Genomic DNA, 21,485 nt, shown 5'->3' on the forward strand with positions numbered 1-21,485 from the left:
TAGATGCGCGCAGACATGCGCGTTCCCTTCATCAAGATGCACGGCCTCGGCAATGATTTCGTCGTGCTCGATGCGCGCACCGCCCCCCTGCCCGCGATGACCGCGCACACTGCGGCGGCGCTGGCGGACCGCCGCGAGGGGATCGGCTGCGATCAGCTGGTGCTGCTCGAGCCCAGCAGCGAAGCCGATTTCCGCATGCGGATCTTCAACAGCGACGGCGGCGAAGTGGGCGCCTGCGGCAATGCCGCGCGCGCGGTGGCGCTGCTTCACGGCAGCGCGGCGCGGGTGGAGACCGCCGGCGGCATCATCGCGGTCGAACCCGATGGCGGCGGTGCGCGGGTCGATATGGGCCACCCGCGCTTCGACTGGGACGCGATCCCGCTCGCCTATCCGATGGACACGCTGTCCATGCCGGTAGGCTGGGAAGGGATGGAGAACCCCGGCGCGGTCAATGTCGGCAACCCCCATGTGGTGTGTTTCGTCGACGATTGCGACGCCGTGGAACTGGATCGCATCGGATCGGAGATCGAGCACGATCCGCTGTTCCCCGAGCGGGTCAACGTCAATTGCGCCACCATTGAGAGCCGCACCCGAATCCGCCTCCGGGTGTGGGAACGCGGCGCCGGCCTGACCCGCGCCTGCGGCACCGGTGCCTGCGCCACTGCAGTGGTCGCGATGCGGCGCGGACTGGTCGAAAACCGCGTTACCGTTGTGCTTCCCGGCGGTCCGCTGACGATCGAATGGGCGGACAGCAATCCAGCTGCGGGCGCCAGCATCGTGATGACCGGTCCCGCCACCGAAGCCTATCGCGGCTCCTTCGAATGGGACGGCTACGCATGAGCGCCGAGGTGATTTCGCTCGGCTGCCGGCTCAACCTGTCCGAAAGCGAGGATATCCGCGCCATGCTGGGCGGCGCCGACGATCTGGTGGTGATCAACAGCTGCGCGGTGACGCTCGAGGCGGTGCGCCAGACGCGGCAGGCGATCCGCAAGGCGCGCCGCGCGCATCCCGGTGCGCGGCTGCTGGTGACCGGTTGCGCCGCCGAGATCGAGCGCGACCAGCTCGGCGCCATGCCCGAGGTCGACGGGTTGATCGCCAATGCCGCCAAGCTCGATCCGCGCGCCTGGAACGTACCCGCGCGCCCCGCCCCGGTGGCGAGCCTTCACACCCGCGCCTTCATCGCGGTCCAGAACGGCTGCGACCACGCCTGCACCTTCTGCGTCATTCCGCAGGGGCGCGGACCCAGCCGCTCGCTCACCATCGACCAAGTCTGCGCGGAGGTCGAACAGCACTGCGCCCGCGGCGCCGCCGAGGTGGTGCTGACCGGGGTCGATGTCACCAGCTGGGGTCAGGACCTGACCGGCCGCCCACCGCTGGGCGCGCTGGTGCAGGCGATCCTCGACCGCTTCCCGCGACTGCAGCGGCTGCGGATGTCCTCGCTCGACGGGATCGAGATCGACCCGCTGCTGTTCGAACTGTTCACCAGCGAGCAGCGCTTGATGCCGCATCTCCATCTCTCGCTCCAGCACGGCCACGATTTGATCCTCAAGCGGATGAAGCGCCGCCATCTGCGCGGCGATGCGGTGGCTCTGGTCAAGCAGCTGCGCGAACGGCGCCCCGATCTTGCGGTCGGCGCCGATCTGATCGCGGGCTTTCCGACCGAGAGCGAGGAGCACCACGCCGCCAATCTGGCGATCGTGCGCGAACTGCGGATCGTCCATGGCCCCATCTTCCCCTATTCGCCGCGCCCCGGCACCCCCGCCGCGCTTATGCCGCAGCTGGAGCGGCCGCTGATCAAGCACCGCGCCGCCGAATTGCGCGACGCGGTGGCGAAGGCGCGCGGCGAGTGGCTGGTGACGCTGGTCGATAAGGTGGCCCCGGTCCTCGCGGAGCGCGACGGGACCGGCTACACCCCTGGCTTCGCGCGCGTGGCGCTGCCCGCCGGCACGCCCGCGGGCGCGATTGTCGCCATAACCCCCAAGACCATCAAGGACGGCCTGCTGACATGAGCGAGACGAGCTGGAGCGAGCGGCTGTTCGGCGGTTTCCGCAAGACGCAGCAGCGGCTGGCGGAAAACCTCACCGAGGCGGTCGGCACCGCGCGGCTCGACGACGCGACGCTCGACCAGGTCGAGGATGCGCTGATCATGTCCGATCTCGGGCCATCGGCAGCAGCGCGGATTCGCGAGAAGCTGCGCGAGAAGCGCTTCGGGTTGGAGATCTCCCAGGAGCAGCTCAAGGAGGCGGTCGCCGAGGAGATCGCGGCGATCCTGCGCCCGGTCGCGATCCCGCTCGAGATCACCGCCTTCCCGCGCCCGCAGGTTGTGCTGGTGATCGGCGTCAACGGCAGCGGCAAGACCACCACCATCGCCAAGCTGGCGCATCTGTTCCAGGAAGACGATTATTCGGTGATGTTGGCCGCGGGCGACACTTTCCGCGCCGCCGCCATCGGCCAGCTCGCCACCTGGGCCGAACGGATCGATGTGCCGCTGGTGCGCGGTCCAGAGGGCGGCGACCCGGCCAGCATCGTCTTCGACGCGGTCAAATCCGCGACCGAGCGCGGCACCGATGTGCTGGTGGTCGACACCGCCGGACGGCTGCAGAACAAGCGCGAACTGATGGACGAACTGACCAAGATCCGGAAGGTCCTGGGCCGTCTCAACCCCGAAGCGCCGCACAATGTGCTGCTGGTGCTCGATGCCACGAATGGACAGAATGCCTTGAACCAGATCGACGTGTTCCGCGAAATGGCGGGCGTCACCGGGCTGGTGATGACCAAGCTCGACGGCACCGCGCGCGGCGGCGTGCTGGTCGCGGCGGCGGAGCAATACGGCCTGCCGATCCACGCCATCGGGGTGGGCGAGAAGATCGACGATCTGCGTCCCTTCGACCCCGATCTGGTCGCGCGCGTGATCGCAGGAGTCGCATGATGAGCGATCCTGTGAAGCCCCTCGATGCCAAGCCCCTTGATGCCAAGCCCAAGTCCGGCTGGCTCAACATCCTCGTCGATTACGGCCCGCTGCTGGTCTTCCTCGGCGTCTACAAGTTTGCCGCCCCCGAGGAGCCCGGCCCCCTGGGCGAAATCGCCGCGGTGATCTACGGCACCATGGCCTTCATGGTCGCCGCGGTGGCCGCGCTCGCTTTCTCGAAGTGGAAGTTCGGCAAGATCTCGCCGATGCTGATGCTCTCGACCGCGCTGATCGTCGGGTTCGGCGCGCTGACCATCTGGCTGCGCGATCCCGGTTTCATCCAGATCAAGCCGACCGCGATCTATGTGTTCTTCGGGGTCGTGCTGCTGGTCGGTTACGCCCGCGGGCGTGCGATGCTGCAGATCCTGCTCGAGGCCGCCTTCGAGGGCGTCGACCGGCAGGGCTGGCTCAAGCTGTCGCGCAATTGGGGCGTGTTCTTCCTTGCGCTGGCGGTCCTCAACGAGGTCCTGCGCGCGCAGCTCAGCTTCGAAAGCTGGCTGTGGGCGAAGATCTGGGTCTTCATGCCGCTGACCTTCCTGTTCACCTTTACCCAGATCCCGATGCTGCTCAAACACGGGCTGGCGCTGGAAGACGCCGACGAGGTGCTCAAGGACCAGCCCCCCACCGGGGAATGACCGCCGGGTTCTAGATCTCGACCTGGCTCCCCAGCTCGACCACGCGGTTGGTCGGCAGGCGGAAGAACTCCATCGCGGTCGCCGAATTGCGCAGCATCCAGGCGAAGATCTTCTCGCGCCAGATCGGCATCCCCGGCTTCTCGCTGGCGATCAGCGTCTGGCGGCTGAGGAAGAAGCTGGTGTTCATCATGTCGAACTCGCCGCCGCAGCGCGACATGCTCTTGAGGCCACGCGGCACGTCGGTTTCCTCCATGAAACCGTAATGCAGCACCGCGCGGTAGAAGCCGTCGCCCAGATCGTGCATCTCGCAGCGCGCGTTCTCGTCGACATAGGGTTCGTCCGCGATCTCGATGGTGAGGATCACCACCCGCTCGTGGAGCACCTTGTTGTGCTTGATGTTGTGCAGCAGCGCCGAGGGCACGCCCGCGGTCTGGCTGGCCATGAAGATCGCGGTGCCGGGCACGCGGGTGGTGCTGTTCTTGGCCGATTTGGCGAAGATCTCGATCGGCAGCGCGACCTCGGTCATCCGGTCGCGCATCAGCTTGCGTCCCCGCGCCCAGGTGGTGAGCAGCGTGAACGCGAACAGCCCGACCACCAGCGGGAACCAGCCGCCATCGGCCACCTTGGTGAGGTTAGCGGCGAAATAGGCGCCGTCGACGATCAGGAACACCGCCACCACCGGTGCGGCGTACCACCATCTCCACTTCCAGACGCCGACGAACAGAACGCCCATCAGCAGCGTGTCGATCGTCACGGCGCCCGTCACCGCGATGCCGTAGGCGGCGGCGAGGTTGGAGGAGTTCTGGAAGGTCAGCACCAGGATGATGACCGCAACCATCAGCGCCCAGTTGACCACCGGGATATAGATCTGTCCCGCCTCGGTCTCGCTGGTGTGGCGGATCGAGAGGCGCGGGATGAAGCCCAGCTGCATCGCCTGGTGGGTGATCGAGAAGGCGCCCGAGATCACCGCCTGGCTGGCGATGAAGGTCGCGACCGTGGCGAGCAGCACCAGCGGCAGGCGGAACTGCTCGCTGGCGAGGAAGAAGAACGGGTTCTGGATCGCCTCGCTCGCCATGAGGGGCGGCAGGCTCATCACCATGGCGCCCTGGCCGAAATAGTTGAGCAGCAGGCAGGGCATCACGAAGCCGAACCACGAGAGCCGCATCGGGCCGCGGCCGAAATGGCCCATATCCGAATAAAGCGCTTCCGAGCCCGTCACCGCGAGCACCACCGAACCCAGCGCGAGAAACGCCAGCCAGCCGTCGATGACGAAGAAATTGAGCGCGTAATAGGGGTTGAGCGCCCACAGGACTTCGGGATGCTGGACGATCTGGTTGATGCCCAGCCCCGCCAGGACGATGAAATAGACGATCATCACCGGCGCGAACAGCGCGCCGACCTTGGCGGTGCCGCGCTTCTGGATCACGAACAGCGCGATCAGCAGCGCCAGCGCGATGGGAATGACCAGCCTCTCCATGTCGGGATTGACCACGGTGAGCCCCTCGACCGCCGAAAGCACCGAAATCGCGGGCGTGATCATAGAGTCGCCGTAGAACAGCGAGGTCGCGAAAACCCCGAGCAGCACGGCCAGCCAGCCGTATTTCGAACCGCTGATATGCCGCGAGATCAGCGCGACCAGCGCGAGGCTGCCGCCCTGCCCCTTGTTGTCGGCGCGCATCAGGATGGTGACATATTGCAGCGAGACCACCAGCGTCATCGACCAGAAGATCAGGCTGACCACACCGAGGATGTGCATGTCGTCGAGCGCCAGCGGATGCGCCCCGGCGAAGGTCTCGCGGAAGGCATAGAGCGGACTCGTGCCGATATCGCCGAAGACGATGCCGATCGCGCCGACCGCAAGCGCGCCCTTGGTCGCCTTCTTGCCGACACCGCTCGTTCCGGCGGTCCCGCCATTGCTCTCGGCGGAAGGATGCTTCTGGGGCACCTGGCTTTCGCTCATCGGTGCAGAGTCGCTGCTGTCATGGGGTTGATCCTTCGCGCGCGGCAGCAGTGCCGTACCGCAAGGTCGCGGCGCTTAGCAGTTAGGCTTCGCACCCGCAACATCGCGGCATGCACGCGGCTAGCGTCGTGCTAGCGCGGGGCCGGGGCCGGAGCAGGGGTCGGAACCGGGGGCATCCCGCCGCCCGAAAGCAGCAGATCGAGCCGCTCGAGCCGATCCGCCACCACCGGTCGCCAGGGCGCATCCTCGGGCGCCTCGGCGACAATCTCTGCCCACATCCGGCGCCCCTGGGCAAATTCGCCCTGCCGCAGCATCGCCAGTCCGACGAAATAGCCCGGCGCGGGGTTGTCGCCCGCGAGCTCCTCGGCGCGGGCATAGGCGAACAGCGCCGCGGCGCTGAGCTGGCCTTGCGCATGCTCGACCAGCACATTGCCCAGCGCGACCCAGGCCTCGTCGTCGCGCGGGTTCTCGGCCACTGCATTGCGCAGGAAATTGGCCGTATCCTCATATTGCCCGCGGCGCGCGAACGCGTCGGCGGAGACGACATAGCGCGAGGGCATGGTCTCGGGATCGTAGAACTCGCGCCGCGCCTGGACCATCAGCTCGCCGGTTTCGGCAATCTGTTCCGGACCGGCACCCGGCGATGCGGGCTGGCCGGGCGAGCCCTGCCATGCGTAGCCCGTCAGGCCAAACAGCAGCGCCGCGCCGAACAGCGTCCACCCGCTGCGCGCCAGACCGAACAGGAAGGCAGCGGCGAGGAACCCCAGCCCCGCGAGTGCAAGGATCGCCAGCCAGATCATGTACGCTTCCCGAAGCGGCGCCAGAAGATCGCGCCCGCTGTCAGCAACAGCAGCAACGGCACGACGAACAGCGGCCAGGTGGTGGCGCTCACTTGGGGTGTGTAGCTGACATAGTCGCCATAGCGCTCCATCAGCCAGGCGCGGATCGACTCTGGGTCTTCGCCTGCGGCGACCCTGACGCGGACCTGGTGACGCATGTCGCCCGCCATCGGGGAATTGCTGTCGTGGATCGACTGCGACTGGCATTCGAGGCAGCGCAGGGTCGCCATCAATTCCAGCGCCACCGCCTCCTGCACCGGGTCATCGAGCTGGCGATTGGCATAGGGCGCGGGCGGGAGCGACTGCTGCGCCAGCAGCGGCGCGCCGAGGCACAGCACCAGCAGCGTCATGAAAGAACGGAGCAGCGAGGCAGGCAAACAGGCGCGAACAGCGATCATGCGCCCGCTTCCCGCAGCTGCTCGAGCAGCACCGGCACATCGCTTTCGCGGATATCGCCGATATGCTGGTAGGTAATCCGCCCCTCGCCATCGATCACGAAGGTTTCGGGGACACCCGAAGAGCCGATGGCGAACTGCACTTCGGACAGATCGTCCGCCCCGATCGCGACATAGGGATTGCCGTGGCGTTCGAGGAAGCGCGCGACATCCTCGGGTCGATCACGAATGGCGACCCCGACGATCGGCGCGCCCTGCTCCTTCAGCCGCTCGAGATAGGGCGCTTCGGCGATGCAGGGCACGCACCAGCTGGCCCAGATGTTGAGCAGCCGCGGCTGTCCGTCGCGGAACTGCGCGCTGGCGATCCCGGGGCGGTCGGCGGTGGCCGCACGCAGGTCGAAATAGGGCAGATCGCGGCCGACCATGCGGCTTTCGATGAACTCGTTCTTGGGCTGCGACAGCTGATAGCCCGCAACGCCGAGGAATCCGGCGAACAGCAGCAGCGGAACCCACATGCGCCAGCCGCTCATGCTCGGCTCTCCTCGGGCACCGGGGGCCCGGGCGCCGGGTCTTCGGGCAGGTGGTCTTCGGGCCAGCCGTCTTCGGGCAAGCGGTCTTCGGGCGCGGGCTCCTCGCCCAGCGCGGCGGCGCGGCGGCGGCGATTGCGCGCCCGCAGATCGTCGATCACCCTGCCGATGATCGCCAGCACCCCGCCCAGCGCGACCAGCAGGCCGCCGTACCAGATGAAGGTGACGAAGGGTTTCCACCACAGCCGGACCTGCCAGCGCCCGTCGCCCGCAGCATCGCCCATCACCGCATAGAGCTGGCCGTTCCAGCGGGTGGCGAGCACGCTCTCGGCGGTCTGCTGCGGCGGCGCCCAGAAGGTGCGCGACTGCGGGCGCATCTCTATCGGAGTTCCGTCGCCGAGCCGGGCGCTGAGCTGCCCCTCGATCGCGGTCCAGTTGGGTCCGGCGACGGGTACGATCGCATCGAGCGTGACCGCCCAGTCGCCGACCTGAGTCGTGCCGCCCGGCTCCAGCGCGGCAAGCCGTTCCTCGGTGAAGGCGCTTTCGCTGGCCATGCCGAACAGCGCCACGGCGATGCCGAAATGCGCCACCACCATGCCCCAGGTCGCGATCGGGACGCGGGTGAGATTGCGCCCGCGCAGCGGCAGGAAGCTGGCCACCGCCAGCATCGCCGCCAGCGCGAGGCCGAGCAGCGGCAGCAGGGCGACATCGCCCAGCACCGCAATGAGGATCAGCGCGACCACCAGGATCGCGCCCAGCGCGATCATCTCGCGCGAAATCCGGGCGAAACGGTCCTGCCGCCAGCGCAGCAGCGGACCCACCGCCATCACCAGCAGCATCGGGACGACGAAAATCGCCCCGACCGGGTTGAAATAGGGCGGCCCCACCGAGACGCGGACATCGAAGGCCTCGGTCAGCAGCGGGTAGAGCGTGCCGAGCAGGACGATGGCGAGGATCGCGCTGAGCATGACGTTGTTGACCACGAGCGCGCCCTCGCGGCTGGCAATGGCGAAGCGCTTGCCTTCGGAAATGGTGCTGGCGCGCAAGCCGAACAGCAGCAGCGCGCCGCCGATATAGAGCGCGAGCAGCAGCAGGATGAAGGTTCCGCGTTCGGGATCGACCGCGAAGGAATGGACGCTGGTGAGGATGCCCGAGCGCACCAGGAAGGTCCCGAGCATACTCATCGAAAAGGCGACCACGCCAAGCATGATGGTCCACACCCGCAGCGCGTCGCGCGCCGCGAGCACGCTGGCGGAGTGAAGCAGAGCAGTGGCGGCGAGCCAGGGCATCAGCGAGGCGTTCTCGACCGGGTCCCAGAACCACCAGCCGCCCCAGCCGAGCTCGTAATAGGCCCAATAGGAGCCCGCGGTGATGCCCACGGTGAGGAACACCCAGGCGCCCAGCACCCAGGGCCGCATCGCGCGGGCAAAAGCGGGGGTGACCTGCCGGGTGAGCAGCGCGCCGACTGCGAAGCTGAAGGCGATCGACAACCCGACATAGCCGAAATAGAGCGTCGGCGGGTGGAAGGCGAGGCCGATGTCCTGCAGCAGGGGGTTGAGCCCCATGCCTTCGGCGGCGGGGATCGGCAGCCGCTCGAACGGGTTCGAGCTGAGCAGCAGGAAGGCGTAGAACCCCATCGCGACGAAGCCCTGCGCGGCGAGCGTCGCCTGCATGGTGCGATCGGGCAGCCGCCGTTCGATCACCGCGATCAGCCCGCCCGCGAGCGCCATCACCGTGACCCACAGCAGCATCGAGCCCTCGTGATTGCCCCAGGCGCCCGATAGCTTGAACACCATCGGCTTCAAGGCATGCGAATTGCTCGCCACCAGCTTCACCGACAGGTCGGTGATCGCAAAGACATAGAGTAGCGCGCAGAAGGACAGGCCCGCAAACAGGCCCTGCACCACCGCCGCGGGGCGGATCAGCGCGCCGAGCGCGGTCGGCGTGTTCGCCCGGACGGCGAGAAAACCCGCGATCGTCTGCAGCCCCGCCAGCGCCGCGGCGAGCCACAGGGCGGCCAGTCCGAGCTCTGCGATCATTCGAGCCCGACCGTGGTGTCTTCGGCCATCTCGGCGGCCTGGAGGTCGCTCATCCCCTCGAGCTCGCGCGGGACGTAGTTCTCGTCGTGCTTGGCGAGCAGATTGTCGGCGACGAAGGTTCCGTCGGGGCCCAGCCGCCCTTCGGCGACCACCCCGGAGCCTTCGACGAACAGGTCGGGAGCGATCCCGGCAAAGCGCACCGGCACCCGCGCGCCGTCGTTCCCCGTGACCATGAAGCGCAGCGTAAAGCCGTCCGGATCGGTCGCCAGCGAGCCGGCCTCGACCATCCCGCCCAGCCGGACCGCCTGACCGATGGCCGGAGGGTCGTCGCGCATCTGTTCGGGGAGGTAGAAATAGCTCGCCTGGCTGCGCAGCGCATAGGCCGCGAGCAGGCCGGCCGCGACCAGCGCGATCAGCGCGACCACCACCAGCACGAGCCGCTGGTGCTTGGGTTTGAGCGCGCTCACCGGCCGCGCGTCCGCTCGCGCGCATGGTCGCGGCGGCGCTCGGCGCGGCGCATCGCGAGCCAGGCCCAGGCGGTCGTCGCCAGGATGCCGATCAACCCCACCGCATAGGCGGCGAGGACGAAATGCCACTGGTCGAGCGCCTCGCGCATCATCTCGGGTCTCCCCCCGCATCCATCGCCTTGCGCCGCAGCCGCGCCTCCGCCTGCGCATCGGCGAGCAGCGTGCGCATCCGCATCAGCACGATCGCGCCGAACAGCAACGAGAAGCCGAGCACCGCAACCATCAGCGGCACCAGAAATGCGGCATCGATGCTGCTGCCCCCGGCGGTGATGCTGGGCGGCTGGTGGAGCGAGTTCCACCACACCACCGAGCGGTTGATGATCGGAATGTTGACCGCGCCAAGCAATCCGAAGATCGCGGGGATGCGCGGGCTCACGCCTTCGCGCTCGGCGGCCTGCGCCAGCGCGATATAGGCGAGGTAGAGAAACAACAGCACCAGCATGCTGGTCAGCCGCCCGTCCCAGACCCACCATGTGCCCCAGGTCGGGCGTCCCCAGATCGAGCCGGTGACGAGGCACAGCGCGGTGAACACCAGCCCCGGCACCGCCGCGCCGCGCGCCGCCAGATTGGCGAGCGGGTGGCGCCAGACCAGATAGACCAGGCTCGACAGCGCGATCGCCGACCAGCCGCCCATCCCCAGCCAGGCGGTGGGCACATGCAGGAACAGGATGCGGACGGTCTCGCCCATCAGCCGGTCGGGCGGAACCACGAAGAAGCCCCACAGCAGCGCGCCGCCCGCGAGCACCAGCCCGCCCACCAGCAATAAAGGGGTCAGCCAGCGGGCCAGCGACAGAAAGCGCTTGGGATTGGCGAAGCCATGCATCGGATTTCCTCCGTTCTGGCAGGCTCGTTCGCCCCATGCAAGAGCGTGGCTCAGCGCCCGATCAGCTTTTGCGCCATCCGGTCCGCGACCTGGTCGGAGGAGACGCCGGTGGCGTCGCTTTCGGCCCAGATTTCCTCGAGCCGCCCGGGGATCTGCGCGAGCCGCTTGCGGACCTCGTTGATGTCGCAGTCCTTGCCCTCGCGGCGGCTGAGATATTCCAGCGTGACGCTGATGATGCCGCCGGCGTTGATGACGTAGTCGGGTGCGTAGAGAATACCGCGGTCGGCCAGCAGCTGGCCATGACCCGCGCGGGCGAGCTGGTTGTTGGCCCCGCCCGCGACGATGGCGCAATCGAGCCGGGCGATGCCCTCGTCGTCGAGCACCGCACCCAGCGCATTGGGGCTGAACACGTCGCAGGTGATGCCCATGACCGCGTCGGTGGCGCAGGTCTCGGCGTCGAGCTCGCGCGCCAGTTCCTCGACCCGGTCGTGATGGATGTCCGACAGCGTCAGCCGCGCACCGTCCTTGGCGAGCAGCCGGGCGACCCCGCCGCCGACGCTGCCGGTGCCCTGGATCGCGATATGGACGCCCTCGACGCTGTCCTTGCCCAGTCTGTGGCGCACCGCCGCCCTGATCCCGTGATAGATCCCCATCGCGGTAAAGGGTCCCGGATCGCCGCCGGCGGCATCGGCATCGTCATTGGGCAGGCCCGAGACATGCTGCGTGCGCTTGGCGACCAGCGCCATATCGGCTTCGGAAATGCCGACATCCTCGGCAGTTACATATCGGCCCCCGAGCGCCTCGACGGCATCGGCGAAGGCGGCGAGCATTTCCGGGGTCTTGGTCTTGCTCTCATCGGCGAGGATCACGGCCTTGCCGCCGCCCATCGGCAGCCCGGCCATCGCGTTCTTGTAGCTCATCCCGCGGCTCAGCCGCAGAGCGTCGCGAATCGCATCCTTGGGATCGGGATAGTGCCAGAACCGCGTTCCGCCCGCGCCGGGGCCGAGATGGGTGGAATGCAGCGCGATGATCGCGGTCAGACCGGACTTGGGATCGCGGACCAGCTGGACCAGCTCGTGGTCGTCGTAATCCGCTTCGGTCCAGAATGCCGTCATATCGCTATCGATCCCGTCCAATGTGAGCCCGGCCCGCGGGGGCCGTCGTCCTGCGATCGCGGCCCGGCGGGGCGCGCGGAATTGGGGGGAAAATGGGGCGACCGAGGGGGCTCGAACCCCCGACCTCCGGTACCACAAACCGGCGCTCTAACCAACTGAGCTACGATCGCCACATGCCCCCGGGCCGGCCCTGTGCCGGGCCCGTGAAGTGGGGCCTGTTACTGCGCAGAACCCAAGCGTCAAGCGCTTGGGGCCGCGGCGCGTGCCTGTTGCACAAGGCGGGGGCGATGGGAAGGAAAAAAGGGGTCCGGGTCGCTGCGCACGTAATTATCTTGCCCGGTCCGTTTTCCGCCGCTTGTCCCGGCGGCCAGGATCGATAAGAAACGCCCCCATGGATCGACAAGGCGAATCCTCGGCGGCGCTTTTGCCCTCGCACCGGAACGTGCAGCGCGTGCCGACCGACAAGCTCGAACTGTTCCAGCTGCGCGGCTTCATCGCGCCCGAATTATGCGCCGAACTGATCGCGATGATCGAGACCGATCGCCGGCCCTCGACCATCGCCGACGACAATGGCGACAGCTATTTCCGCACCAGCGAGACCTGTGATCTGGCGCCGGGCCATCCCGCCGTTCTGGCGCTGGAAGAGCGGCTGCTGGCGCTATCGGGAATCGATCCGCTGCATGGCGAGCCGGTTCAGGGCCAGCGCTACGATGTCGGGCAGGAATTCAAACCGCATTGCGACTGGTTCAATCCCGAGGGGCAGGATTATCGGACCTATTGCGCGGTAGCAGGACAGCGGACCTGGACCTTCATGGTCTATCTCAACGATGTCGCTGCCGGCGGCGCAACCCGATTCAAGACCATCGGCAAGAGCTTCACCCCCGAGGCGGGCAAGCTGGTGTGCTGGAACAACCGGCGGCCCGATCCGGACGGCTTTCCACGCGGCAATCCCAACACGCTTCATCACGGGATGAAGGTGCGCAAGGGCCGGAAATACGTGATCACCAAATGGTACCGCGAGAAGCCCTACGTCTAGAATCCGCGCGCGATCGACTGCGCGCAAGACGCATACGGAAAGGGCGGCCCCGTCGGACCGCCCTCCCTCACGACCTTGCGGCCGCAACTGGTGAACCCTGGCCGCGCCGATGCGCGGAAGCCGGGGTTATTTCTTGAGGCTGAGCCCGCCGAAGCGCTTGTTGAAGGCGGCAACGCGGCCACCTTCCTGAAGCTGCTGCTTGCCGCCGGTCCATGCCGGGTGGCTGGTGGGGTCGATATCGAGCGCGAGCGTGGCGCCTTCCTTGCCCCAGGTGGAGCGAGTCTGGAATTCGGTGCCATCGGTCATCTTGACCGTGATGGTGTGATAATCGGGGTGGGTTTCGGCCTTCATGGCTCGTATCTCCAAGCGTGAGGACCGGTTCCGACCGGCCCCGCTGTGTGTCGGGAAGGCGCGCGTTTAGTGGGGGCCGCGGCGAAAAGCAACCGAAGTATTTTGTTTCGCGCACGCCGGATGGCGTGGGATTTGTTTTCCATTCCGTTTTTCCGCAAGCCATCCGGCTTGCGATTTCCTCGGCCCTTTCGGGCCTGCGGGCGGCCGGTCGGCCTTGCGGGGCCATTCGGCCCCGTGCTCCGCCACCAAGCCACGCCTATTGGCTGGCACCAGAACGCGAGCCGAAGGCGAGCGCAAGCGCGACCGCGCGCCCGCAGCGATGCGACCGCAGGGAGCGTGAGCGAGGAAATCGCACGCCGGATGGCGTGCGCAAAGCAAAAACCTACTCGGGAGGATCCGCGATCATCGCGGTGAACTCGACCTCGCAGGTGGTCTTGCCCTCGACGCTGGCCTTGCCCTTGAACTTGTAGACCCGGCTGCGCTTCTGGGTGAACTCGACTTCCATCTCGAGCAGGCAGCCGGGCGTGACCGGGGCGCGGAACTTGGCGTTCTCGATCCCCATGAAATAGACCAGCTTGCCCGATCCGGCGAGACCCAGCGTTTCGATCCCGAGGATTGCCGCGGCCTGCGCCATCGCTTCGATCTGCAGCACGCCGGGCATGATCGGTGCGCCGGGGAAATGACCCTGGAAGAACTCCTCATTGAACGAGACCGCCTTGACCGCGTGGATCCGCTCGCCATGCTCGATCGAGCGCACTCGGTCGACCAGCAGCAGCGGATAGCGATGCGGCAGCGCCTTGAGCACGCCCCTGATATCGAGGCTCTTCGCCTCGGAGATTTCAGGAGGGTTCTCGGCGCCGGGGGCGCTGCCGCTATCGCTCATCTCTGCCACTCTTTACGCGTCGTTCGCTGTCAGCGACCGCTCGGCTGCTGGGCCGGGGTCTGCTGCTGCGCCTGCTGCGCCTGCTGCTGCTGAGCGATGGCGAAAATCTGCTGGACCTGCTGGTAGAGCGAGACCGACTGGCGGGCCGGCTGCCAACCTGCAGGCGGCGTGGTCTGCACGCTGGGAACGGCGGTGTTGAGCGCCGCAACGACCTTGGTGGTCATGTCAGCGGCGGGCGCCGAATACAGCACCGCGTCGGGGGATACGACCATCTGCACCTGGTTCTGAGTCACGACCTGCTGCAGCGCGGGGCTGTACTGGCGCAGGATCTGCTCGAGCGCATAGACGCGCGCGAGATCGATCTGGTTGCTGAGCGTGCCGACTTCCTGCTCGATCTGCTGGATCTGCTGCCATTGCGGGGTGGACTGAGCGGCAGCCTGCTCCGCCTCGTCGAGCCCGCCGTCGCTGTTGGTGTCGAGCTGCGTCAGCAGGGTCTCGATCTGCTGCTGGCGCTGCTGAATGGTGGTGATCTGCGTCTGGTAGGTGGTGCCGACCTGCTGGAAGGCGGTGCGCAGCGCATTGGTCTGGGCGATGGCGAGCGGGGTGTTGACCACGCCGAAATTGCCCTGGACCTGCGCGCTGACGGGAGCAGCGGCGAATGCGGCGGCAGCGACGCCAGCGGTCAGGAGGGTTTTGGAGAGAAGTTTCATCAGAATTGCGTTCCTACATTGAAGGAGAAGAGTTTGGTGTCGTCGCCCTCTTGCTTCTTCAGCACATGGGCGAGATCGATCCTGAACGGACCGAAGGGTGAGTTCCAGTTGACGCCGATACCCACCGAAATGCGCGGGCTGGCACTGTCGCCGAGGAAGACCTCCTCGAACGCCCGAACGACGCTGCCCTGCGCCACGAAGCCGGTCGGGATCGGGTCGCCGACCGGAATGGCGACGACGGTGTCGTCGGTGGTAACATCGGGATCGGCACCCGGATTGAGATAAATCGGATTGCCGCTGGCATCGCGCAAGGGATTGAAACGCTCGTTGCCGAGCGGATTCTGCAACAGCGCCGGGTCGGTGATGTTGAACAATCCACCCACGTCGAGGAAGATCGACGGACGCAGGCCGAGTTCACGAGCGCCGGTCCCCAAAGGAATCTCGATCTCCGCCCGGCCGAGATAATAGGCCGTGCCGCCGATCGCGTCGTCTTGAATGCTGTCGCGATCGGTTACAACTTCGCCGATACCGTCGCCATCTGAGTCGATGATCGGTCGACGCAACACCCGCGGGCCCACCCCGCGAATGTCGAACCCGCGGATCTGCGGCTCGCCCAGGAAGAAGCGATCAGTCAAACGGACGTCGTCGGTCCCTGGAACGCCGCGGTCCTCGAAGCTCCGAATCGCCCCGCCCTCGGCGGTCAGCGCGAGGATGAAACCGGCGGGAAGCGGGTAATACTGGCCCACCTTGCCGTTGACCCGGAAGTAATTCACCGATCCGCCGAGACCGGCATATTGCGCCGTAACCGCCATATTGCGACCGCGCGTGGGACGCAGGCGGCTGTCGGTCGAATCGACCGAGAGCGTCAGCCCGAGGATCGAGCTGGTCCGCGCTCCGATCGCGTCGCACAGGAAGCGACTGGCCTGGAAGGGATCGCAGGTCGCGATCCCGTCGCCATCGGAATCCCGGAAATACTCGTCGCCGATCGAGACATCGTCGTGGTTGAGCGTGTAGCTGCCGACGAGCGAGGAATATTCGCTAAGCGGGACGCCCGCGCGCAGCGAGAAACCGGTAGTCGCCTGTTCGAAGCTGCGGTTGTTGTTGTTGTTCCGGTTGAAACCGAAATTGCTGTAGTCCTTGCGGTAGATATCGACGCCCGCCGAGATGTTCCGGTCGAACACATAGGGTTCGGAAAAGCTCACCTGCGCCGAGCGCGAGAAGCGCGAGTAATTCAGGCTGAGCCCGACGGTCTGGCCGCGGCCGCGGAAGTTGCGCTGCCGGATCGAGCCTTGCAGGATGAAGCTTTCGAGCGAGGAAAAGCCCGCCGAAAGCTGCAGTTCGCCGGTCGCCTGCTCCTCGACATTGGCCTCGAGGATGATCCGGTCGGGGGCGCTGCCCTCGACCTGGTTGATCTCGAAATTCTCCTGGAAGAAGCCCAGCGAGTTGATCCGCGCCGCCGAGCGCTTGACCTGCAGCGAGTTGAACGCGTCGCCCTCGGCCACGCGGAACTCGCGGCGCACGACCTTGTCCTGCGTCAGCGTGTTGCCGTTGACGTCGATCCGCTCGACATAGACGCGCGGCGCCTCGCGCAGCACGAAGGTCACGTCCATCGTGAGGTCTTCGCGGCTGCGGTTGAACTGCGGCGCGACGTCGGCGAAGGCATAGCCGAAGGTGCCCGCCAGATCGGTCAGCTGTTCGACCGTGTTCTCGACCGCTTCCGCGTCGTACCAGTCGCCGCTCTGCATCGGCAGACGGCCGGTCATCGAGGCGCTGTCGAAATCGCGCAGCTCGCTTTCGACCTCGACTTCGCCGAATTTGTAGCGCTCGCCTTCCTCGACCACATAGGTGATGATGAAATCGCGCTGGTCGGGAGTCAGCTCTGCGACCGCCGAGACGACGCGGAAATCGGCATAGCCTTGCGTCAGATAGAACTGGCGCAGCTTCTGCTGGTCGAAGGCGAGCCGGTCGGGATCGTAGCTGGTGTTGGAGCTCAGGAAGCTGGTCAGCCGCGCCTGCTTGGTGATCATCTCGCCGCGCAGATCGCCGTCCGAAAACGCCTCATTGCCGATGATGTTGATCTGGCGGACCTTGGACTTGGGCCCCTCGTCGATCTCGAAGATCACATCGACGCGGTTCTGCGCCAGCTGCACCATCTGCGGCTCGACGGTGGCGGCGAAACGGCCCTGGCGCTTGTAGAGCTCGATGATCCGCGCGACATCGGCGCGCACCTTGGAGCGGGTGAAGATCTGCCGCGGCGCGAGCTTGATCTCGGGGACGATCTTGTCGCTCTTGATCCGGTCGTTGCCTTCCAGGATGATGCGGTTGATCACCGGGTTCTCGACCACGGTGATCAGCACATTGCCGTTCTCGAAGCGGACATCGGCATCGGCGAACAGCTCGGTCGCGTAGATATCCTTGAGCACCTGATCGCCGACGACCTGGTTCCATTCCTCGCCCGGACGCAGCCGGATGTAGGACAGGATCGTCTGCGATTCGAGCCGCTGCGCACCGGCGACCGAAATCGACTGGACGATCTCGCCCTGCGGCGCGGCTGCCGGAGCGACTGGCGGAGCGGCCGCCTGCGCTGCGCCGGCTGCCGGGGGCTGCGCGGCGGCTGGCGTTTCGGGCGTTTCGGAGGTCTCCTGCGCCATCGCCGCGACCGGGACGCCCGCGAGGATCGTCCCCGCCATCAGCATGGCGGGAAGCCGCCAGGCGCGCGAAACTACAGCCGAAGTCGTATAAGCATTGTTCGACAAGGAGATACCCGTCCCTTAAAACACCGTCGGACCCGGACAATACGCCGTCTCCCGGAGGGGCGACACCGCTGATCCGGGCAGGCTCGCTGCCCTTTGCCCGATGCACCCCATGCAATCAAGTATTGCAGGCGGCGCGGCGGACGGCCGACGCTTTCTTTCCCCCGGCTAATTCCCGAATACGGGAAGGCTCACCAGATCGTTGATCGTGACGAATATCATCAGCATGAGCACGAGAGCCATGCCGGTGCGATACGCCAATTCCTGACTGCGCTGACCCACCGGCTTGCGGCGGATCGCCTCCGCCGCATAAAAAGCCAGGTGCCCGCCGTCGAGGGCGGGAATTGGCAGGAGGTTGATGAATGCCAAGTTAAGCGAGATCAGCGCGACGAAATTGACGAAGGTGATCGCCCCCATGCTGAGCTGCTCGCCCGAATATTTCGCGATCTTGACCGGCCCGCCCAGCTCCTGAACCGAACGTTCGCCGGTGAAGATCTGCGCGATTCCGGTGAGCATCATGTCCATGACGCCGATCGAGTGATCGACCGCCAGCCCCACCGCCGCGACCGGGCCGGCGCGCTCGTAGACATAGTCCGAGCCCGCGGACCGGATGCCGACCAGCCCGATCTTCGAGCTGTTGCCGAAGCGGTCGGTCATCTCCTCCGCGCGCACGGTCACCGGGTAGCTGCGCTCGGTGCCGTCGCGCGCGACGGTGAAAGCGAGCGTGCGCCCGGGATAGAGCATCACCGCGTCCTGCACCGCGGCGAAATCCTCCACCCGCTGGCCCTCGATCGCGAGGATGCGGTCGCCCACCTCCAGCCCGGCCTCGCGCGCCGGCGATTGCTCGGCAAAGGCCTCGATGGTCAGCTGGCGCTCGGGATCGGCGGCAACCGGCTGCCCGTAAAGAGCGAAGAAGGAAGCGAAGATCGCCAGCGCGATCAGCACATTGGTCGCGGGACCTGCGAAGACGATCAGCGCGCGCTTCCATAGCGAGGCCTGGTGGAACCCGCCGCGACCGCCGTCGTCCGCCGCATTGGCATCCGGGATGCTCGCGGGGTTCATGTCGCCCTTGAACTGGACATAGCCGCCCAGCGGCAGCGCCGAGAGCTTCCACCGCGTCCCGCGGCTGTCGGTCCAGCCGGCCACTTCCTTGCCGAAACCGACCGAGAAGGCCTCGGCCTCGACCCCGAACCAGCGCCCGACCAGATAATGGCCCAGCTCGTGCAGCGTGATCAGCGGCCCCAGCAGTAGCGGGAAGCCGATGAGATACATCCAGAAGGGGATCGAAGCGTCCAAGTCAGTCAGTCTCCAGCCTAATACTGGCCCAGAAGGGCGGTGGCGGTCGCACGGGCCGCCTGATCGACCATGAGGACTTCGTCGAGTGCGTGCGGTGCGGGCGGCAGATTGCCGCTTTCCAGCACCTGTTCGACCACTAGCGCAATCCGGGTGAACCCAATCTTACCGGCGAGGAAAGCTTCGACCGCAACCTCGTTGGCGGCGTTGAGCACCGCCGGCATCGCCCCGCCCGCCTCGGCGGCCTGCCGCGCCAGCCGGGTCGCGGGAAAGCGGGTCTCGTCGGGCGCCTCGAAGGTCAGCTGGCCGATGGCGGCCAGATCGAGCGGGTCGCAAGGCGATTCCATCCGCGCCGGCCAAGCGAGGCAGGAAGCGATCGGCACCCGCATGTCCGAAGGCCCCAATTGCGCCAGCGTCGAACGGTCGCGAAATTCGACCATCGAATGAATCACGCTTTGCGGGTGGACGACGATGGAAAGCCTGTCGAGCCCGACCGGAAACAGGTGATGCGCCTCGATCAGTTCGAGCCCCTTGTTCATCATGGTCGCCGAATCGACGCTGATCTTGGCGCCCATGTCCCAATTGGGATGCGCCACCGCCTGCGCCGGGGTGGCGGCCTCGAGCTGCGCCGGGGTCCAGGTCCGCAAGGGGCCGCCGCTGGCGGTGAGCGTGATCTTCGACACCTCGGCGAGATCGTTTCCCGCGAGGCATTGGAAGATCGCATTGTGCTCCGAATCCACCGGCAGCAGCGTCGCGCCGTGGCGCTCGACCGCCGCGGTCATCACCGCGCCGGCGGAGACCAGCGCTTCCTTGTTGGCCAGCGCCACGGTGCCGCCCTGCTCGATCGCGGCCATCACCGGCGCCAGACCCGCGCAGCCCACGATCGCCGCGACGGTCATATCGACCGGGCGCGCGGCCACTTCGCACAAGGCCTTGCGTCCTGCGGTGGCCTCGATCCCGCTGCCCGCCAGCGCGTCGCGCAGATCGGCGAGGCAGCTCTCGTCCGCCACCACCGCGATCTCGGCGGAAAATTCGCGCGCCAGGCCCGCCAGTTCGGCGACATTGCCATTGGCGGTCAGCGCCACCACCCGCCAGTCGGCGCGGTTGCGGCGGATGAGATCGAGCGTCGAGGCGCCGACCGAGCCGGTCGCGCCCAGAATGGTGAGCGAGCGGGTCACGCCGCGGGCGCCAGGATCAGCCCGGCCAGCAGCGCGACCGGGATCAGTCCGTCGGTGCGGTCGAACACCCCGCCGTGACCGGGGATCAGATTGGAGGAATCCTTGCGCCCGGCGCGCCGCTTGAGCCAGCTTTCGAAGAAATCGCCCGCCTGCGCCGCCACCGCCAGTACCGCGCCGAGACCCACGATCTGCGCCAGTTCGGCGATATCGTAACCGACCATGTCGAACGAGCCCCGCCCGGCCAGCATCCAGACGAAACCCGCCAGCCACAGGCTCGCGCCGACCACGCCGCCCAGCAGCCCCGCCCAGGTCTTGGAGGGGCTGATCGCGGGCGCGATCTTGGGTCCGCCGATGGTGCGGCCGAAGAAATAGGCGAAGGTGTCGACGCAGATCACCGTGCCGATCACCCCGACCATGAGGAAGACCGGCATCTGCGCCAGCAACAGCCCGGCGAAACCGATATAGACGAGCCCGAAAACCAGCGCGACGCCGCGCCCCGACCAGCTCGAGAAGGCACGGTGCCCAAGCAGGACGTATTCCACGAAGGTGGCCAGCGCGACCGCGCCGATAAATCCGGCGAGCCACGCTCCGCCTGCCCAGACCGCCGCCGCAGCAAGCGCGATCATCACCAGCGCGGAGGCCGCGCGGACGGGAAGATCCGAGGTCCGGATCGAAAGCGGGACATCGACATAGCGCTTCATACGCGCCCGCGCGCGGTCGCGCTTGCGTTCGCGCCCAGGTTTGCGATCGGGTGCGAGGTCTTCGGCCCGATCCGGTTCCGACTGCGGGGTCGGCTCAGCATCCGCCAAAGCGTCTCTCCCGTTCGGCGAATTGCGCCAGCGCCTCGGCCAGATGGGCGGGCGTGTAGTCCGGCCACAGCACATCGGTGAAGATCATCTCGGCATAGGCCGCCTGCCACAGCAGGAAATTGGACAGCCGCACTTCGCCGCTGGTGCGGATCAGCAGGTCGAGCGGGGGCAGGTCGGCGGTGTAGAGATGGCGCGCGATGCTCTCCTCGGTGATATCGCCCTCCTGCGCGGCGAGCGCCGCCGCCCGGACGATTTCCTGCTGCGAGCCGTAGTTGAGCGCCACCGCCAGGATCCGCGAGCCCCCGGCGGTCCGGTCGAGCGCATCCTCGAGCATGGCGACGATATCGGGCGCCAGCGCCTTGTAATCGCCGACGATTTTCAGCCGGACGTCATTGGCGATGAATTCGGGCAGATCGGACACGATGAACTTGCGCAGCAGGCCCATGAGATGATCGATCTCGTCCTCGGGGCGCTTCCAGTTCTCGCTGCTGAAGGCGTAGAGCGTCAGGCAGTCGAGCCCCATCGCTTCGACCTCGCGCACCAGCCGGCGCACCGCTTCGACCCCGCGCTGATGGCCGATCGCGCGCGGCAGATGCCGCCGCTTGGCCCAGCGGCCATTGCCATCCATGATGATCGCGACATGG

Annotated in this window: 22 protein-coding genes and 1 tRNA gene; 5 read left to right on the top strand and 18 right to left on the bottom strand. The window is 66.9% G+C overall.

Annotation, left to right across the window (positions count from 1 at the left end):
* Positions 1-15 precede the first annotated feature (15 nt).
* The 4 genes from dapF to ACQ5J0_RS15285 are packed head-to-tail and all read left to right on the top strand — an operon-like array spanning position 16 to position 3,603.
* On the top strand, positions 16-840 hold the full coding sequence (gene dapF, locus ACQ5J0_RS15270) for a diaminopimelate epimerase (protein ID WP_462568433.1): 825 nt from the start codon (positions 16-18) through the stop codon (positions 838-840).
* Complete coding sequence (locus ACQ5J0_RS15275) at positions 837-2,009, top strand: MiaB/RimO family radical SAM methylthiotransferase (RefSeq protein ID WP_462568434.1); 1,173 nt, start codon at positions 837-839, stop codon at positions 2,007-2,009. The genes dapF and ACQ5J0_RS15275 overlap by 4 nt, the downstream gene beginning before the upstream one ends.
* Positions 2,006-2,929 (top strand): signal recognition particle-docking protein FtsY, encoded by a 924-nt coding sequence (gene ftsY / locus ACQ5J0_RS15280; RefSeq protein WP_462568435.1) that lies wholly within the window; start codon positions 2,006-2,008, stop codon positions 2,927-2,929. The genes ACQ5J0_RS15275 and ftsY overlap by 4 nt, the downstream gene beginning before the upstream one ends.
* Positions 2,929-3,603 carry an inner membrane-spanning protein YciB gene (locus ACQ5J0_RS15285; RefSeq protein ID WP_462568436.1) on the top strand — a complete coding sequence of 225 codons (675 nt, stop codon included), beginning with the start codon at positions 2,929-2,931 and terminating at the stop codon, positions 3,601-3,603. Before ftsY ends, ACQ5J0_RS15285 begins: the two co-directional genes overlap by 1 nt.
* A gap of 10 nt (positions 3,604-3,613) precedes the next feature.
* Here ACQ5J0_RS15285 and ACQ5J0_RS15290 read toward each other — a convergent pair whose 3' ends face one another.
* From ACQ5J0_RS15290 to ACQ5J0_RS15335, 10 genes are all read right to left on the bottom strand, one after another.
* The gene (locus ACQ5J0_RS15290; protein ID WP_462568437.1) at positions 3,614-5,563 is read right to left on the bottom strand and encodes a potassium transporter Kup; all 1,950 of its coding nucleotides are present in this window, start codon (positions 5,561-5,563) and stop codon (positions 3,614-3,616) included.
* A gap of 131 nt (positions 5,564-5,694) precedes the next feature.
* Positions 5,695-6,363: a tetratricopeptide repeat protein gene (locus tag ACQ5J0_RS15295; RefSeq protein ID WP_462568438.1), complete on the bottom strand. Its 669-nt coding sequence runs from the start codon at positions 6,361-6,363 to the stop codon at positions 5,695-5,697.
* Positions 6,360-6,800 carry a cytochrome c-type biogenesis protein gene (locus ACQ5J0_RS15300; RefSeq protein WP_462568439.1) on the bottom strand — a complete coding sequence of 147 codons (441 nt, stop codon included), beginning with the start codon at positions 6,798-6,800 and terminating at the stop codon, positions 6,360-6,362. Before ACQ5J0_RS15300 ends, ACQ5J0_RS15295 begins: the two co-directional genes overlap by 4 nt.
* Positions 6,797-7,327, bottom strand: a complete 531-nt coding sequence (locus tag ACQ5J0_RS15305) for a DsbE family thiol:disulfide interchange protein (protein WP_462568440.1) — start codon at positions 7,325-7,327, stop codon at positions 6,797-6,799. The genes ACQ5J0_RS15300 and ACQ5J0_RS15305 overlap by 4 nt, the downstream gene beginning before the upstream one ends.
* A complete protein-coding gene (locus ACQ5J0_RS15310) occupies positions 7,324-9,363 on the bottom strand; it encodes a heme lyase CcmF/NrfE family subunit (RefSeq protein ID WP_462568441.1) in 2,040 nt (679 codons plus the stop codon). The genes ACQ5J0_RS15305 and ACQ5J0_RS15310 overlap by 4 nt, the downstream gene beginning before the upstream one ends.
* The gene (gene ccmE, locus ACQ5J0_RS15315; protein WP_462568442.1) at positions 9,360-9,830 is read right to left on the bottom strand and encodes a cytochrome c maturation protein CcmE; all 471 of its coding nucleotides are present in this window, start codon (positions 9,828-9,830) and stop codon (positions 9,360-9,362) included. The genes ACQ5J0_RS15310 and ccmE overlap by 4 nt, the downstream gene beginning before the upstream one ends.
* Positions 9,827-9,982 (bottom strand): hypothetical protein, encoded by a 156-nt coding sequence (locus ACQ5J0_RS15320; protein ID WP_462568443.1) that lies wholly within the window; start codon positions 9,980-9,982, stop codon positions 9,827-9,829. Before ACQ5J0_RS15320 ends, ccmE begins: the two co-directional genes overlap by 4 nt.
* On the bottom strand, positions 9,979-10,713 hold the full coding sequence (ccmC, locus tag ACQ5J0_RS15325) for a heme ABC transporter permease CcmC (RefSeq protein ID WP_462568444.1): 735 nt from the start codon (positions 10,711-10,713) through the stop codon (positions 9,979-9,981). Before ccmC ends, ACQ5J0_RS15320 begins: the two co-directional genes overlap by 4 nt.
* A gap of 50 nt (positions 10,714-10,763) precedes the next feature.
* Complete coding sequence (locus tag ACQ5J0_RS15330; RefSeq protein WP_462568445.1) at positions 10,764-11,828, bottom strand: Leu/Phe/Val dehydrogenase; 1,065 nt, start codon at positions 11,826-11,828, stop codon at positions 10,764-10,766.
* 93 nt (positions 11,829-11,921) lie between these two features.
* Positions 11,922-11,998, bottom strand: a tRNA-His gene (locus ACQ5J0_RS15335).
* Between the two features lie 221 nt (positions 11,999-12,219).
* On the opposite strand from ACQ5J0_RS15335, the gene ACQ5J0_RS15340 reads away from it, so the two are divergent.
* Positions 12,220-12,864 carry a prolyl hydroxylase family protein gene (locus tag ACQ5J0_RS15340; protein WP_462568446.1) on the top strand — a complete coding sequence of 215 codons (645 nt, stop codon included), beginning with the start codon at positions 12,220-12,222 and terminating at the stop codon, positions 12,862-12,864.
* Positions 12,865-12,990: 126 nt separating this feature from the next.
* On the opposite strand, the gene rpmE is transcribed toward ACQ5J0_RS15340, so the two are convergent.
* The 8 genes from rpmE to uppS all read right to left on the bottom strand — a co-directional run bounded on the left by rpmE (position 12,991) and on the right by uppS (position 21,469).
* Complete coding sequence (rpmE, locus tag ACQ5J0_RS15345) at positions 12,991-13,215, bottom strand: 50S ribosomal protein L31 (RefSeq protein ID WP_462568447.1); 225 nt, start codon at positions 13,213-13,215, stop codon at positions 12,991-12,993.
* 382 nt (positions 13,216-13,597) lie between these two features.
* Positions 13,598-14,098, bottom strand: a complete 501-nt coding sequence (gene fabZ / locus ACQ5J0_RS15350) for a 3-hydroxyacyl-ACP dehydratase FabZ (RefSeq protein ID WP_462568448.1) — start codon at positions 14,096-14,098, stop codon at positions 13,598-13,600.
* 29 nt (positions 14,099-14,127) lie between these two features.
* Positions 14,128-14,808, bottom strand: coding sequence for an OmpH family outer membrane protein (locus tag ACQ5J0_RS15355; protein ID WP_462568449.1), 681 nt, complete (start codon positions 14,806-14,808; stop codon positions 14,128-14,130).
* The gene (gene bamA, locus ACQ5J0_RS15360; protein WP_462570136.1) at positions 14,808-17,504 is read right to left on the bottom strand and encodes an outer membrane protein assembly factor BamA; all 2,697 of its coding nucleotides are present in this window, start codon (positions 17,502-17,504) and stop codon (positions 14,808-14,810) included. The genes ACQ5J0_RS15355 and bamA overlap by 1 nt, the downstream gene beginning before the upstream one ends.
* A gap of 225 nt (positions 17,505-17,729) precedes the next feature.
* On the bottom strand, positions 17,730-18,833 hold the full coding sequence (gene rseP / locus ACQ5J0_RS15365; RefSeq protein WP_462570137.1) for an RIP metalloprotease RseP: 1,104 nt from the start codon (positions 18,831-18,833) through the stop codon (positions 17,730-17,732).
* A 41-nt stretch (positions 18,834-18,874) separates the two neighbouring features.
* Positions 18,875-20,032 carry a 1-deoxy-D-xylulose-5-phosphate reductoisomerase gene (locus ACQ5J0_RS15370; protein ID WP_462568450.1) on the bottom strand — a complete coding sequence of 386 codons (1,158 nt, stop codon included), beginning with the start codon at positions 20,030-20,032 and terminating at the stop codon, positions 18,875-18,877.
* A complete protein-coding gene (locus ACQ5J0_RS15375; protein ID WP_462568451.1) occupies positions 20,029-20,841 on the bottom strand; it encodes a phosphatidate cytidylyltransferase in 813 nt (270 codons plus the stop codon). The genes ACQ5J0_RS15370 and ACQ5J0_RS15375 overlap by 4 nt, the downstream gene beginning before the upstream one ends.
* On the bottom strand, positions 20,828-21,469 hold the full coding sequence (gene uppS, locus ACQ5J0_RS15380; protein ID WP_462570138.1) for a polyprenyl diphosphate synthase: 642 nt from the start codon (positions 21,467-21,469) through the stop codon (positions 20,828-20,830). The genes ACQ5J0_RS15375 and uppS overlap by 14 nt, the downstream gene beginning before the upstream one ends.
* Between the last annotated feature and the right edge of the window lie 16 nt (positions 21,470-21,485).

It is taken from the genome of Qipengyuania sp. SM2512, from assembly GCF_054954005.1.